The following is a 15,400-nucleotide window of genomic DNA, read 5'->3' as shown; positions in this document are numbered from 1 at the left end:
TCAAAAAAACTACAATATTCAATTGGTTTAACTTTGTATTCTATAGTATTTTTCGGATACGATTCTATATTGCAATAGCGGTAATATTTAACTTCTGAAATTTAAAAAATATTTTCTCGCATAACAAAAAGACAATGAAGATCAATTGTCCTCATTGCCACAAAAATTAGCAAAGACCTTTATTCATCTTTGCTATTTATTGCTTCAATACACTCAATATTTGTTTTATTATTTTCAAACAATTTTATAATTCTATCTGTAGTTTCTGTAATATTTCCTCGAGATAATTCTTTTCTAATTTGAATCACAGAATTGAGCTCATCTTTTGATAAAAGCAAATCATCTCTTCTGGTTCCAGATTTATAAATATCTATTGCTGGAAAAATTCGTTTTTCTGACAAGCTTCTATCGAGCACTAATTCCATATTTCCTGTACCTTTAAACTCTTCAAAAATTACATCATCCATCTTAGAGCCTGTTTCAGTTAATGCAGTTCCTAAAATTGTGAGACTGCCACCATTTTCAATTTTTCTAGCAGCTCCAAAAAATTTCTTGGGCATATATAGTGAAGCAGGATCCAATCCACCCGATAAAGTTCTGCCACTTGGTGTTGTTACAAGATTGTAGGCTCTGGTCATTCTTGTAATACTATCTAGTAAAATCACTAGGTCCTTGCCTTGTTCAACCATTCGCTTTGCACGCTCGAGAACCATTTCTACTACTTGTTTATGATGCTCTGGTGGTTCGTCAAATGTAGATGCAATAACTTCTACATCAACACCTTCAATGCTTCGACGTATATCGGTTACTTCTTCTGGACGTTCATCTATTAATAATACTATAAGTGATACTGTAGGATGATTATGAGTTATGGCATTTGCAATCTGTTTAAGCAAGATTGTTTTTCCTACTTTGGGAGGGGCAACAATCAATCCGCGCTGACCTTTTCCTATGGGTGCAATTAAATCAATGATTCTAGTTGATATAACTTCACTATCATATTCAAGAGTTAAACGGCTTGATGGATGAACAGGAATAAGATTTTCAAAATTGGGTCGCAACTTTGCTTTTTCTGGTGCATCTTGATTTACTTTGTGCACATACAACAGCCCCCCAGCTTTTTCGCCTTCTTTTGGTGTTCGTACATCTCCCTCAACCCAATCTCCAGTTTTTAAATTAAAGCGACGAATTTGTGAATTCGATACATAGATATCATTTTCACCACGCATAAAATTTTGCGCTCTCAAAAATCCATATCCATCAGCCATTAATTCTAAAATACCCGCCCCTTTTACTCGAACAACTTCTTGGGATAAGTATTTTTCGGAGTCTAGTTTTTCCTCTGCCTTATCAATCTTTAATGTAACGTCTGAATCATCTGTAATATCTGACTTATCAAAGTCTTGATCCATATTGTTTTCTAATGTATTTTGATTTGTAAGCAATAGTTCTAGTAACTCATTTTTTTTAAGTTTACTAATATTGCGAATATCGTGTTTTCGTGCATATTCTCGAAGTTCGAGCAGCGTCATCTGCTGTATTTCCAAGCTATCATCTCCCTGTTACCTATTTACGCTAGCTAAAGCAATAACACCAGTTCTAGCGCTTTCTAAAATGCCATATGGGCGAACAACTTCAATAAAATTGTCAATAACTTCTTTTGTGCTACACACCTGAAACATAATTGCTTCACTATTTACATCAACTACCCTAAAATCATATGATTTTGTGATATTTTTAATAATTTTATTAAAATCTGGAGAAAGTTTTACCTTAATCAACGCAAGATCTCGAGCAACGTCTATATCTGGTTCTAAAATTTCGACTTCTTTGATATCTACAAGTTTTTCGAGTTGCCTTTGAATTTGCAAAAGTGATTTTTCTTCTTCTTCGATAGAAAGTGTAAGTCTTGAAATGGTTGGTTCATGTGTATCTTCACCTGCTAGGCTAGTTAGACTAAACCCACGTCTCGTAAAAAGCCCTGATACTCTAGCAATTACACCGAGATTGTTATGTGCTATTACTGATAAAATCATTTTTTTCATGGTTCACCTCAAATTAATTTTATTATCTTATTATGCACAAATTGTAGAGATTTGTCAAATAGTTCTTCCGTAAAAAATAAATTTATGATCTATATTATCTATTAATAATACAAAACCTTGTTTTTTAACAAAAAAGTATTCAAACAAATTCATGCATATTTTAAATTCAAACTGGTGGATTATTTGCAGGTTATATTTTAATAATATATATGAGCCCCTGATTGTAACATTTTCATTTTTGATTGTCAATATAATTCATTATCGATATTTAATCTTTATCACTATATTTAATGTAATTTTTTGTATACTACTTGTATAATTTTGATCATTTTACTAATAATACTAGAAAGGATTTGAAAATTTTTCTAGGAGGATATCAAATGAGACGTATATTAAGTTTATTGGTCGTCGTGACCTTGCTGATGACGCCCGTAATAGCTGCAGAATCAAACATAGGAGAATCTGAGTCTGACAGTTCCGGTTTTAACTCACGAAGCAATGTACTAATGGAAATGACTAGTGGTACTGTACTAAAAGAGAAAAACAAAGATGCTTCTATTCCGATAGCCAGTGTTACAAAAATCATGACCTTGCTTCTTTGTTATGATGCAATTCGCGACGGAAGAATTAACTGGCAAGATCAAGTTACTGTTTCTGAGCATGCCGCAAGCATGGGTGGCTCACAAGTATTTATGGAAGTGGGAGAGCAACAAACTGTAAAAGATATGATTAAATGTATATCAATAGCATCTGCTAACGATGCAGCAGTAGCAATGGCTGAACATATTGCAGGAAGCGAAACAGGCTTTGTAGATTTAATGAATAAAAAAGCTACTGAACTTGGAATGAAGGACACAGTCTTTAAAAATGCTTGTGGACTAAACATAGAAGGGCATGTATCAAGTGCATATGACGTTGCACTAATGAGTAGGGCATTGATGTTAGAATATCCAGAAGTTAGTGTAACAAGTACCACCTGGATGGATACAATAGTCCATAAAACCAGAAAAGGCGAAAGTGAATTTGGATTAACCAATACCAATAAAATGTTGAAATGGTATAGTGGAATCACAGGATTGAAAACTGGATATACACCAGAGGCAAAACATTGCGTATCGGCAACAGCCGAACGAAATGATCTAAAATTAATAGCAGTTGTATTAGGCGGTGAAGATAGCAAACTGCGCTTTAGAGAGGCCGGAGAACTATTAGATTATGGATTTTCAAATTTTGAAATAAAAAAAGGACCACAAGTAGGAGATGTTGTTGCACAAGTTTCGATCAAAAAAGGCGTAAAAGAAAATGTAAACGTTACAGTAAAAGATTCATTAGCGACCGTAGTAAATAAAAATGAAAAAGTCACAGATTATGAATATCAAATAGAACCTAACGAAGAAATAGTTGCACCTATATCACAAGGGCAAGAACTAGGATCCGTAGTATATCTCCTAAATGGGGTAGAAATAGGTAAGGGTACACTAGTTTCACTCGAAAATATAGAAAAAGCCGGTATTATTAGTCGAATAAAAAATTTGGTTTCAAAAAAAGAAGAAGTAACAGAAGAAAGTAAAGAGATCATAGAAAAAACTGCAGAAAAAAATTAGTAAAACTTAAAAAAAAATTAATTTACAATAGGCTGTAGATGAAAAAAATATCTAAGGTCTATTTTTTTTGTAAAAAGTATTTGCTTATTTAACGATCCATGATACAATTAGTATAGAGAATTTGAAAATAGTTTATATACCTTGCAAAATTTTGATAAAAGTGGCAGAAAAAAATAATTTATGTATAATGAATAATCAAAGTAGAATATAATTCTAACGAACAAAATTTATTGAGGTGACTACTGATGTACACAGTAAATTTAAAACAAACACTAATTCCATATGGGCAAGCTGTAGAAGAATTAAAACTTAAATTTAAAGCATTAAGACAAAGTTTTATAGCCAACGAAGAATACTCACCTATAGAATTTGTAACAGGACGAGTCAAAAAAGTTGCTAGTATAATAGATAAAGCAAAACGCAAAAATATACCATTTGATAAAATCGAAGAATTAATAGAAGACATTGCCGGAATACGAATAATGTGTCAATTTGAAGAAGATATTAACACAGTTATATCTTTGATAAAACAACGACATAAAAAGGATTTATTTGTTATAAAAGAAAGGGATTACATAACAAATATGAAACCCAGCGGATATAAAAGTTATCACATAATTATTAGGTATCCTATACAAACACCACAAGGTGAAAAACAAATTTTGGCTGAAATACAAATTCGAACACTAGCAATGAACTTCTGGGCAACAATAGAACACTCGCTTCGATACAAATATAAGCAAAATATGCCCGCAGATATACAAAATCGATTGAATAAAGCAGCAATGGCCGCATATAAACTAGATGAAGAAATGGCACAGATTAGAGAAGAAGTTTTAAAATCGCAAAAAGGATTTGTGGAAGAAGCAACAGTAATAGGGGACATTTTTAATAATATACAAAACTTAGCTGATAAACATACCGCCGAAAATATGAATGGTATCTACGAAACATTTTGGAAACTCTGGGAAGAAAATGATATTAATAAACTAAAAGAATTTGATAAAAACTTACTCCATTCTCTATCTGAAAAATAATTTTAAAAAAACCCTTGTAAAAATTTTTAAATAGTGTATGATGATGATATCAGCCTGCGCTGTACGATACCTTGTTATTTTGAACCTACAACTCAAATTTGGGAGACTGATTATGCGAACAATAATGTCGGGCCACAACCTAATTCGCTTTGCGCAGTGGAAGGCAAACATTTTAGCTAAGTCACCCACCTAGCTATGCTAGGGCGTCAAAATTGCAAGAACGTCAGGGTGGGTATACGACCTCTTTAGGGAGGTCGTTTTTCTATATCATTTTGATACATAATTAATATAAAAATATTCATAATTATTGTTTACAAGTTTATCACCCATTAAAATATAATCGCTTCCTCACACACTCCTTTTTGTTTATCATCACCTTCCCCCTTTATAGGCAATTACTAAATTATAGAATTTACCAGGCTTTTAACCAGCAGCATTTATCTTGACAGAAGACCAAAATATTGTATATTAATATATTTTCAATTTTGTTTAAAAATAGTTTAAAATGGGTATGCTCTTATGTAGATTGATTTTAGAAGGTGTTAACAATGAATGAAGATGTATATAGTATTTGGCTAAGTTCCATTTCCGTTAGTTCAAATATAAAAATAAAAATATTAGAAGAGATCGGTAGTTTTAGGTCAATATATTATTTAAGGAAACAGGATTATCTGTCTTTTGGATTAACAGAAACTCAAGCACAAAAGTTTATCGAAGCACAAGATAAGATAGATAAATCAGCCGAAATATTAGAATATACACAACAAAATAACATCGATGTTATCAATATAGCACAAAAAGAATATCCTCTATCTTTAAATCATATAAATGAACCTCCGCTCGTATTATATGGTAGAGGAAATAAAAGTTCTTTACATGAACTCAGCATAGCTGTTGTTGGTTCTAGAAAATGCTCAGAATATGGATTTTTTACAGCAAAAAAATTTGCTCAGGAATTAGCTGAAATGGGAATATGTGTTGTAAGCGGATTAGCTATGGGCATAGATGCCGCGGCTCATCAGGGCGCTTTGTCGGTCAAGCAGCGCACTGTTGCTGTACTCGGATCTAGAATTGATGCTTGTTATCCAGCAGAAAATAGTTTATTATATAATCAAATTTTAAATCAAGAAGGATATATTATTTCAGAATATGCTCCTGGATATCAAACAAAATTATATAATTTTTCAAGACGAAACCGTATAATTAGCGGATTAAGTTTGGGGGTTTTAGTAGTAGAAGCGGCATATAAAAGTGGAGCATTAATAACTGCACACAACGCCCTAATTCAAGGAAAGTCTGTCTTTGCAGTTCCAGCTAATTTGGGATCTGGTTATGGATCTGGTTCTAACGAATTAATTCAACAGGGTGCAAAACTAGTTCAAAATGTTCAGGATATAATAGATGATTTTCCTTACTATATTAGAATTAAATTGAAGACTAGTTTAACCGAAAATCTTTTAGATGAAAAATTTTCACTTGATAAAAATGAAAGTTTAGTTTATGATTGTCTAAGTTGGCAAACAGCAAAATCATTCAGTGAGTTAGAAAAAGTCACTACATTAAGTTCAGACCAACTTAATAGAATATTAGTAAAATTTGAAATAATAGGAGTGGTTTCTAGAATACCGGGGAATAGATATATTAAGAATAGATAATGCTTTATGGAGGAGTTGTTCATTGTGGCTAATAATTTAGTAATTGTGGAATCTGCTGCAAAGGTTGCTACCATTAGCAAATTTTTAGGAAAGTCATATAAGGTTGAAGCATCTATAGGACATGTTAGAGATTTACCTAAAAGTCAGTTAGGAATAGATGTTGACAATGATTATGAACCTAAATATATTACAATCAGAGGGAAAGGCGAACTTATACAAAAACTTAGAAAAGAAGCAAAGAATGCAAAATGCATCTATTTGGCCACAGACCCAGATAGAGAGGGTGAAGCTATTGCTTGGCATTTATATTTTGCATTGCGATTGGAGGGTAAGATTGTTAAAAGAATAACTTTTAATGAAATTACAGAAGTTGCTGTAAAAGATGCTCTTAAACACCCTCGAGATATAAATTTAGATTTGGTAGACGCTCAGCAAGCAAGACGAATTTTAGATAGATTGGTAGGTTATAAAATTAGCCCTATATTGTGGAAAAAAATTCGCAAAGGGCTTAGTGCAGGACGAGTACAATCGGTTACTTTACGACTGATTTGCGATCGAGAAAAAGAAATTACAGAATTTATAGAACAAGAATATTGGTCTGTAAAAGCTTTGTTTAAAATGAGTAAAACAAAGGGCTTTGAAGCTACATTAGAAAAAATTAATAACAAAAAATTTGAACTTAAAAATGAAATTGATACTCAAAAAGTTATAGATGAATGTGCACATAATAACTTTATAGTTTTAAAGTGTAAAAATGGAGAAAAAATTAAAAATTCGCCACTTCCATTTACAACAAGTACTATGCAACAAGAAGCAGCAAAGCAATTAGGATATTCAACTCAAAAAACTATGAATATCGCTCAGCAACTATATGAAGGAATTAAAATCGAGAAAGAACAAGTAGGTATAGTATCTTATATTCGTACCGATTCTACTAGAATTTCGGAATCTGCTTCTCTTGCAGCAAAAGAATATATTATCAATATTTTTGGAGAAAACTATCTAAAACAAAATGAAAAAAACAATAAGAAATCTAAAAATATCCAAGATGCTCACGAAGCGATTAGACCAACGTATTTAGAAAAAAATCCCGCAAGCCTAAAAGAATATTTATCTCGTGACCAATATAGGTTATATAATTTGATTTATAATAGATTTTTAGCGAGTCAAATGAAAGAAGCATCATTTATAACGCATTCTATTAAAATTCAAAATGGAAAATATACTTTTGGAGCCAGCTACCAAAAAGAAAAATTTGATGGATTTTTGAAGATATATAAAGAAGCAGATGAAGAAAAAAGTTCTAAAGAAATTACTGTTGTAGAAGGTGAAGAGTTGACTCTTATTAAAATTGATAAAAATCAACATTTCACTAAACCCAAAGCAAGATATCAAGAAGCATCATTAGTTAAGACATTAGAAGAAAACGGAGTTGGTAGACCAAGCACTTATGCTCCTACAATCACCACTCTGCTAGCAAGAGGGTATATCACAAAAGAGCAAAAAGTATTGTATCCTACTGATCTTGGAGAAATTGTTAATAATATAATGCTCAATTATTTTGACGAAATAGTAGATGTTGAATTTACCGCTCAACTTGAAAGAATACTCGATGAAATTGCCATGGGAAATATTGAATGGAAGGAAATCATCAAAGCATTTTATCCTAATTTTGATAAAACAGTAAAAAAAGCCGAAGAAGAAATTAAAAATATCGACGTTACCGAAGTAACTAATATTCCTTGCGAAAAATGTGGCACAAATTTGGTAGTACGGTATAGTAAATATGGCAAATTTTTTGGTTGCCCTAATTTTCCAGAATGCACATTTTCAAAACCCTGGTTTGAGCCTATCGGAGTTAAGTGTCCTTTATGTGGCGGAGAAGTGATTTTGAAAAAAAGTAAAAAAGGTAGAATTTATTATGGTTGCGAGAATAATGCAGATGATAAATGCTCTTTTATATCTTGGCAAAGACCTACTGGAGAGCTCTGTCCTATTTGTGGTGATATTTTGGTTGAAAAGGGTAAGAATAAAAAAATTGTATGTGTCAACGAGACTTGTAATTATGGCAAGGAAAACAAAACGAAAAAAGAGTGAAAATATGCAAACGACAAAGAATTTTAAAAATATAGTTATAAATAATACACCATTAATTGATGTTAGAGCAGAAGTCGAATTTAACAAAGGTGCATTTTTAAATGCTGTTAATATACCTATTATGGATAATTTAGAACGTCATGTAATAGGTATAGAATACAAACAACATGGTAATGATAGTGCAGTAGAATTAGGTCATGAGTTAGTTTCTGGACAATTACGAGAAACCCGAATTTGTAAATGGGTTGATTTTATAAACAACAATCCTACTGCGATTATATATTGTTTTCGTGGAGGGCAACGCTCCAAAATTGCACAGTCATGGATCGAAAAACGACTAGGTCGTCAGATAGAACGATTAGAAGGTGGTTATAAAGCTTTTCGACATTATCTAATGGAAAATCTTCAACCACAGTATGCTCCACAACATATTATGATTTTGGGTGGATACACAGGAACCGGCAAAACTAAGTTGCTAGCAGAGTTTTCAGCAACTGTCGATTTAGAAAAACTAGCCAATCATCGAGGGTCATCATTTGGTAGACATATTGACCCTCAGCCATCTCAAATCAATTTTGAAAATAATTTGGCATATGCTATGATACAAAACAAATATAAAAATTATAAATATATGTTACTTGAAGATGAAGGTCGACACATTGGAACTAACTTTATCCCAACTGATCTTGCAGCACATTTTGCTAATGGTAAATTAATTATATTACAAGAAGATATAGAAACTAGAGTGAATATAACACATTCAGAATATGTTATAGAAGCACAAAAAGAATATTGCGATGCCTTAGATCCAGATATAGGTTTATACGAATGGGCTAAATATATTATGAGCAGTATCGACAGATTAAAAAAACGACTCGGAGGTCTTGCAACTCAGAATCTGATCAACAGCTTTAATGCTGCTTTTAGCAAACAATTAATATTTGGTCAAACTGATATGCATAAAGATTGGATCAAGATGCTATTAATAGATTATTATGATCCTATGTATAAGTATCAACTGAAAAATACTTCTAAAAAAATTATCTTTATGGGAAACACTAATGAAGTACGAAATTTTTTAAAAGGAGAGTTATAAACAATGAGTGATTTAGATATCGCACAAGCAGCAACTATGCTACCTATTACAGATATCGCAGCAAAAATCGGTATTGCAGCAGAAGATATTGAACAATATGGAAAGTATAAAGCAAAAATTGCAAACAGTATCTATAATAAAGTAAAAGATAATCAAAATGGCAAACTTATTTTAGTAACAGCCACAAATCCAACTCCAGCTGGGGAAGGCAAAACTACAATTACAGTCGGGTTAGGTCAAGCACTGAGTAAATTAGGCAAAAATGCTATAATCGCTTTGAGAGAACCATCACTTGGACCTTGTTTTGGAATTAAAGGTGGAGCTGCAGGTGGTGGATACTCTCAGGTCGTACCTATGGAAGATATAAATCTACATTTTACCGGTGACATACACGCAGTAGGAGCATGTAATAACCTGTTATGTGCCATGATTGATAATCATATTCACCAAGGCAATGAGCTAGGAATCGATCCTGCAACCATCACTTTTAAGAGGTGTGTTGATTTAAACGATAGGGTTTTACGTGAAATAATAGTAGGTCTAAATTCGCAGGCAAACGGAGTCATTAGGCAAGACGGATTTATGATCACCGTTGCTTCTGAAGTGATGGCTATTTTATGCTTAGCAAATGATTTGGAAGATTTGAAAACCAAACTTGGTAATATAATGATAGGATACACCTACGATAAAAAGCCAATTTATGCAAAAAATTTAAAGGCCCAAGGAGCAATGGCAACTCTTCTCAAAGATGCAATAAATCCTAATCTTGTTCAAACTTTGGAAAATACTCCAGTTTTAATGCATGGCGGACCTTTTGCAAATATTGCACATGGATGTAATAGCATAAGAGCCACAACTTTAGCAATGAAGCTTTGTGATATAACTGTAACAGAAGCTGGATTTGGGGCAGATTTAGGTGCCGAAAAATTTATGGACATTAAATGTCGTCAAGCAAATATTGCCCCTGATGCCGTTGTATTAGTAACTACAATTAGAGCACTAAAATATAATGGCGGAGTCAAAAAAGATTTAACCACAGAAAATTTAAATGCTCTTCACAAGGGTAGCGAAAACCTAAAGCGTCATATTCACAACCTTAAACAATTTGGAGTTCCTGTGATTGTAACATTGAATGCATTTGTAACTGATACTGCCGCAGAAATAGACGCAGTAGAAGAAATTTGTAAAATGCTAAATACTAAATTTTGCGTTTCTAAAGTATGGGAACTTGGTGGAGAAGGCGGGTTGGATCTTGCCAACGCAGTTGTTGATGTATTAGAAAACGAACCAGCAGATTTTAGATTTTTATATGATGATTCAACATCTATTATCGATAAAATCACCAAAATAGCAACGAACATATATGGGGCATCAGCAATCAAAATAGATTCTTCTGCCAAAAAAGAGATTGCGAAGATTGAGGAATTAGGCTTTTCCCATTTACCAGTGTGTATAGCAAAAAATCAGTATTCCTTTTCAGATAATGCAAAATCTTTGGGAGCGCCAACAGAATTTATAACTACAGTAAAAGAGATTCGTTTATCTGCAGGAGCAGGATTTGTTGTTGCACTTACAGGTAACGTAATGACAATGCCTGGATTACCAAAAATTCCATCTGCTGAAAAAATCGATATTGATAAAAATGGTGTAGTAACGGGGTTATTTTAAATGAATATAGAAACTAAAAAAATAGATGGTACAAAAATCGCTTCTATTATCAAACAAGAAGTTAAAGATGCTGTTGAAGCAATGGCTCCTGAAACTGTAGGGTTATCTGTTATTACTGTTCAAACAAATTCGTCTGCCCAAATATATATCAAGAACAAGCAAAAAGCCTGCGATTATGTTGGAATAAAATCTCAAATCTACACATTAGATGAAAGTAGTACAACAAATAATGTACTAGAATTAATTGAGGTATTAAATGATTCTCATTCTGTGGATGGAATATTGGTTCAATTGCCACTTCCTAAACATATGGATCAATCGACTATTATAGCTGCTATATCTCCTTCTAAAGATGTTGATGGCTTTTCAAAAGAGAATTTAGCTGGTCTCATTGCAGGCGGTTCTTCCTTTGAAAGTTGTACTCCATTGGGAATTATGGCGCTTTTAAAACATGAAAATATTGAAATAGCCGGCAAAAAATGTGTTATTATAGGACGCAGTAATATTGTAGGAAAACCTTTAGCATTAATGCTTTTAAACGAAGATGCGACAGTTTGTATCTGCCATTCAAAAACTGTTAACTTAGCGAATGAAATAAAAACAGCCGATATACTGATTTCAGCTGTAGGCAAAGCAAAATTTATTACTGGAGCAATGATTAAACCTAAAGCTGTCGTAATAGATGTAGGAATAACCCATGACGAAAATGGTAAATTATGCGGGGATGTTGATTTCGATTCTTGCTTGGGTATTGCAGAGTATATTACTCCAGTACCTGGTGGGGTTGGACCTATGACCATTGCTATGTTGCTTAAAAATTGTGTACGAGCTGCACAATTACATGTTTAAATATGGAAAGGAAGTTGTTAGGTGGCAAATACAGTTACATTTTTATCACTGGGATGTGATAAAAATTTAGTAGATAGCGAACATATGTTAGGCCTTTTAAACGAAGGAGGTTTTGTATTAATAAGCGAAGAGGATAAAGCTGAAGTTATTATCGTTAATACTTGCTGTTTTATAGATGATGCAAAACAAGAAAGTATTGATAGTATATTAGAAGTTGCACAATATAAAAAAACAGGAAATTGCAAGGCATTAATTGTAACAGGATGTATGGCAGAAAGGTATAAAACCGAATTGTTAGAAGAGATGCCAGAAGTGGATGCTGTGGTCGGCACTACTTCTTATGATAAAATTGTTCACATCGCAAGAAATGTACTAGACCAAAATGAAGTAAAGCAACACTTCGAAGATGTCAATCGACCACATTTGGAGAATATGCCAAGAGTATTAACCACTGGAGGTTATTTTGCATATATAAAAATTGCCGAAGGATGCAACAGTCATTGTACCTATTGTATAATCCCATCTCTTCGTGGTCAATATAGAAGCCGTCCAAAAGAAAAGATTGTTGAAGAGGTTATGCAACTAGCAGAAGATGGAGTAAGTGAAATTATTTTGGTAGCACAAAATACTACAATGTATGGAATCGATAAAGGATATACGCTCACAAATTTACTGCAAGAACTTTCTGATATAGATGGTATCGAATGGATTAGAATATTGTATTGTTATCCCGAAAATATTACAGATGAATTGATCGAGGAAATTAAGGTAAATTCCAAAGTTTGTAAGTATTTGGATATTCCTATTCAACACTCTTCGGATCAGATTTTAAAACGAATGAACAGAAAAAGTAGCAACGCATTTTTAAAACAATTGATCCAAAAATTACGTGATAATATCCCGAATATAATGATTCGATCTACTTTGATAGTCGGATTTCCTGGAGAAACAGAAGAAGATTTCAATAATTTAATTGACTTTGTAAAAGAAACTAAACTGGATCGTCTTGGAGTTTTTACGTATTCTCAAGAAGAAGGCACCCCTGCTGCTAAACTTGCAAATCAAATTGATGAGCATATCAAAGAATCGCGTAAAAACACAATTATGAAAATCCAGCAAGAAATTTCTAAACAAATTTGTGCTACAAAAGTTGGCAAAATTTTTAGAGTTTTAATAGAAGGCAAACTAGAAAAGGAGGATGTTTATATTGGCAGAACTTATGGCGATGCACCTGTGGTAGATTCAAAAGTTTTTGTAGAATATGAAGGCGATTTGATGTGTGGAGATTTTATTTCTGTGAAAATTACTCAAGCTGATGAGTATGATTTGATTGGAGAAGTAGTCTATGAATATTGCGAATAAGCTTACAACACTTAGAATTATTTTAGTATTTGTATTTATGACAGTAATATGGATTCCCTTTTTTAACTTTATCACCACTTTATGGATTTCTTTAATTATATTTATTATAGCTAGCTTTACTGATTTTCTTGATGGATATTTGGCTCGAAAATTAAATTTAGTTACAAATTTAGGAAAATTTATGGATCCACTTGCAGACAAGATGCTGGTCTGTACTGCTATGATTGCTCTTATTGATATGGGGAAATCTGTCCCCAATGGCGTCTTACCAGCTTGGATAGTCGTGCTGATTTTATTAAGAGAATTTATGGTTTCTGGGGTTCGACTAATAGCAGCTGGGCAAAATATCATTGTCAGTGCCAATATGCTCGGAAAAATTAAAACTGTTGTACAAATGATCATGATTATATTTTATTTATGTCCGTATACAAACGATTTTATGAGTACAACTGCGACGATATTAGCTTATTGTTCATTGGTTCTTACCATTGTTTCTGGCGTAAAATATTTGGTGGATAATAAGGAAGTATTTAACGAAAAATAAGTTTTGCTACTTTAATGTGGCAAAGGAGGGAGATATGATTTCAGATTTTGTTCCACAAACACATGTGAAAGGTTATTTTATAACCAAAAATAAGCAAATTCTTAAAAATAAAAATGGTAAAGACTACCATTCTCTTAAATTACAAGATGAGAGCGGTATAATTGATGCCAAAGTATGGGCATTTCATACAGCAATTGAACCATACCAAAGTGAACAGGTTGTTTATGTAGAAGGAGAGGTTACACTTTTTTTAGATCAGCCTCAACTAAACATATTTAAAATCAGACCTGCTAAAGAAGGTGAATATGATCTCGCAGCGCTGATTCCACATACTAATAAGGATATTGCAAAATTAGAAGAAGAGCTCTATAAATATATTGATATTGTTCAAGATGCTGACATGAAAAGATTATTAGAAACAATATTTTTAGACGAACAGACTCATAAAAAATTCTTCACCAAGCCTGCAGCAAAAACAATTCATCATGCATATTTGAGCGGATTACTAGAACATTCTATCACGATGACTCAAATTGGAGTATTCCTTAGCAATTTGTATGAGCATGCAAATAAAGATTTAGTAATTACCGGCTGTCTTCTTCATGATATTGGCAAAATAGACGAACTCTCTGGATTTCCAGAAAATGAATACACAGATGCAGGGCAATTGCTAGGTCATATTGTATTAGGCACCAATCGAGTAGCCTTAGAAATTTCAAAGCTAGATGGATTCAATCCTGATGTCGCTAATTTTATATTGCACATCTTAATATCTCATCATGGAGAGCAGCAATATGGATCTCCAGAAGTTCCAAAATCAATCGAAGCAATGATTGTTCATCTTGCAGATTATACAGATTCTAGGCTAAAGATGTTTGAAGAAATTTTGACCGCAGCTAAAGATGCAAAATACACAGGATTTAATAAAATTTTAAATCGTAATATTAGAAATACTGGTTACTCCCCTCACTTATAGAAGTGGGGGCTTTTTAGTCCATATTAGAAAATGAGTTTAGGAGATTTATATGTTAGAAGTTTTAATGTGCGTATATTTAATATGCATATCTATATCTGATGCTGCAACGAAAATAATTCCACCCAAATTTACTGCAGCAATAATGTGTTTGGGAATTATAAATACAGCAATGAATGCTAATAATATTGTTGAACACATTGTAGGAATGTTGATAATTCCGAGTATTCTATTTTTGATCATAGTTTTCACAAAAGAACAAGCAATGGGTGGAGGAGATCTAAAATTGATGACAGGTGCTGGGCTGTATTTGGGTGCATCAAAAATTATGATAGCCTTTTCTACAGCTTGTTATATTGCATTATTTTGGTATGCAGTAAAATCAATTGCCGGAAATCCAGAAAGGGAATTTGCATTTGGACCTTATCTTGCAATTGGAATTGTGGTAGCCATGTTTATGAGATAAATAA

The 15,400-nt window shown here is 32.8% G+C and carries 13 protein-coding genes; 11 read left to right on the top strand and 2 right to left on the bottom strand.

Going from position 1 to position 15,400, the window contains the following annotated elements; all coding sequences use genetic code 11:
- Window positions 1-179: 179 nt before the first annotated feature.
- Entirely contained in the window at window positions 180-1,547 is a 1,368-nt protein-coding gene (rho, locus tag PCY70_RS09080; protein ID WP_330696966.1) for a transcription termination factor Rho, read from the bottom strand.
- A gap of 15 nt (window positions 1,548-1,562) precedes the next feature.
- Window positions 1,563-2,045 (bottom strand): acetolactate synthase small subunit, encoded by a 483-nt coding sequence (ilvN, locus tag PCY70_RS09075; protein WP_305767101.1) that lies wholly within the window; start codon window positions 2,043-2,045, stop codon window positions 1,563-1,565.
- A gap of 380 nt (window positions 2,046-2,425) precedes the next feature.
- On the opposite strand from ilvN, the gene PCY70_RS09070 reads away from it, so the two are divergent.
- The 11 genes from PCY70_RS09070 to PCY70_RS09020 all read left to right on the top strand — a co-directional run bounded on the left by PCY70_RS09070 (window position 2,426) and on the right by PCY70_RS09020 (window position 15,396).
- A complete protein-coding gene (locus PCY70_RS09070) occupies window positions 2,426-3,649 on the top strand; it encodes a D-alanyl-D-alanine carboxypeptidase family protein (RefSeq protein WP_305767100.1) in 1,224 nt (407 codons plus the stop codon).
- Window positions 3,650-3,894: 245 nt separating this feature from the next.
- The gene (locus PCY70_RS09065) at window positions 3,895-4,686 is read left to right on the top strand and encodes a GTP pyrophosphokinase (protein ID WP_305767099.1); all 792 of its coding nucleotides are present in this window, start codon (window positions 3,895-3,897) and stop codon (window positions 4,684-4,686) included.
- A gap of 548 nt (window positions 4,687-5,234) precedes the next feature.
- On the top strand, window positions 5,235-6,341 hold the full coding sequence (gene dprA / locus PCY70_RS09060; protein ID WP_305767098.1) for a DNA-processing protein DprA: 1,107 nt from the start codon (window positions 5,235-5,237) through the stop codon (window positions 6,339-6,341).
- A 24-nt stretch (window positions 6,342-6,365) separates the two neighbouring features.
- On the top strand, window positions 6,366-8,438 hold the full coding sequence (topA, locus tag PCY70_RS09055) for a type I DNA topoisomerase (protein WP_305767097.1): 2,073 nt from the start codon (window positions 6,366-6,368) through the stop codon (window positions 8,436-8,438).
- Window positions 8,407-9,534 carry a tRNA 2-selenouridine(34) synthase MnmH gene (mnmH, locus tag PCY70_RS09050; RefSeq protein WP_305767096.1) on the top strand — a complete coding sequence of 376 codons (1,128 nt, stop codon included), beginning with the start codon at window positions 8,407-8,409 and terminating at the stop codon, window positions 9,532-9,534. Before topA ends, mnmH begins: the two co-directional genes overlap by 32 nt.
- Window positions 9,535-9,537: 3 nt before the next feature.
- A complete protein-coding gene (locus PCY70_RS09045) occupies window positions 9,538-11,202 on the top strand; it encodes a formate--tetrahydrofolate ligase (RefSeq protein ID WP_305767095.1) in 1,665 nt (554 codons plus the stop codon).
- A complete protein-coding gene (locus PCY70_RS09040) occupies window positions 11,203-12,051 on the top strand; it encodes a bifunctional 5,10-methylenetetrahydrofolate dehydrogenase/5,10-methenyltetrahydrofolate cyclohydrolase (RefSeq protein WP_010169032.1) in 849 nt (282 codons plus the stop codon).
- 21 nt (window positions 12,052-12,072) lie between these two features.
- Window positions 12,073-13,413 carry a 30S ribosomal protein S12 methylthiotransferase RimO gene (rimO, locus tag PCY70_RS09035; RefSeq protein WP_305767094.1) on the top strand — a complete coding sequence of 447 codons (1,341 nt, stop codon included), beginning with the start codon at window positions 12,073-12,075 and terminating at the stop codon, window positions 13,411-13,413.
- The gene (pgsA, locus tag PCY70_RS09030; RefSeq protein WP_010169037.1) at window positions 13,397-13,957 is read left to right on the top strand and encodes a CDP-diacylglycerol--glycerol-3-phosphate 3-phosphatidyltransferase; all 561 of its coding nucleotides are present in this window, start codon (window positions 13,397-13,399) and stop codon (window positions 13,955-13,957) included. The genes rimO and pgsA overlap by 17 nt, the downstream gene beginning before the upstream one ends.
- A gap of 34 nt (window positions 13,958-13,991) precedes the next feature.
- On the top strand, window positions 13,992-14,933 hold the full coding sequence (locus PCY70_RS09025) for a 3'-5' exoribonuclease YhaM family protein (protein WP_010169039.1): 942 nt from the start codon (window positions 13,992-13,994) through the stop codon (window positions 14,931-14,933).
- A gap of 49 nt (window positions 14,934-14,982) precedes the next feature.
- A complete protein-coding gene (locus tag PCY70_RS09020) occupies window positions 14,983-15,396 on the top strand; it encodes a prepilin peptidase (protein WP_305767093.1) in 414 nt (137 codons plus the stop codon).
- The last annotated feature ends 4 nt before the right edge of the window (window positions 15,397-15,400 follow it).

Source organism: Candidatus Epulonipiscium viviparus (assembly GCF_030708075.1).
Lineage (GTDB): Bacteria > Bacillota > Clostridia > Lachnospirales > Cellulosilyticaceae > Epulonipiscioides > Epulonipiscioides viviparus.
The sequence above is the reverse complement of the archived record's forward strand: the minus strand, read 5'-3'. Positions and strand labels throughout refer to the sequence as shown.

Bases quoted from the DNA above. Each gene is read 5' to 3' on its own strand.
- ilvN (WP_305767101.1), bottom strand. From the start codon at position 2,045: ATGAAAAAAATGATTTTATCAGTAATAGCACATAACAATCTCGGTGTA.
- PCY70_RS09070 (WP_305767100.1), top strand. From the start codon at position 2,426: ATGAGACGTATATTAAGTTTATTGGTCGTCGTGACCTTGCTGATGACG.
- PCY70_RS09065 (WP_305767099.1), top strand. From the start codon at position 3,895: ATGTACACAGTAAATTTAAAACAAACACTAATTCCATATGGGCAAGCT.
- dprA (WP_305767098.1), top strand. From the start codon at position 5,235: ATGAATGAAGATGTATATAGTATTTGGCTAAGTTCCATTTCCGTTAGT.
- mnmH (WP_305767096.1), top strand. From the start codon at position 8,407: ATGGCAAGGAAAACAAAACGAAAAAAGAGTGAAAATATGCAAACGACA.
- PCY70_RS09045 (WP_305767095.1), top strand. From the start codon at position 9,538: ATGAGTGATTTAGATATCGCACAAGCAGCAACTATGCTACCTATTACA.
- PCY70_RS09040 (WP_010169032.1), top strand. From the start codon at position 11,203: ATGAATATAGAAACTAAAAAAATAGATGGTACAAAAATCGCTTCTATT.
- pgsA (WP_010169037.1), top strand. From the start codon at position 13,397: ATGAATATTGCGAATAAGCTTACAACACTTAGAATTATTTTAGTATTT.
- PCY70_RS09025 (WP_010169039.1), top strand. From the start codon at position 13,992: ATGATTTCAGATTTTGTTCCACAAACACATGTGAAAGGTTATTTTATA.
- PCY70_RS09020 (WP_305767093.1), top strand. From the start codon at position 14,983: ATGTTAGAAGTTTTAATGTGCGTATATTTAATATGCATATCTATATCT.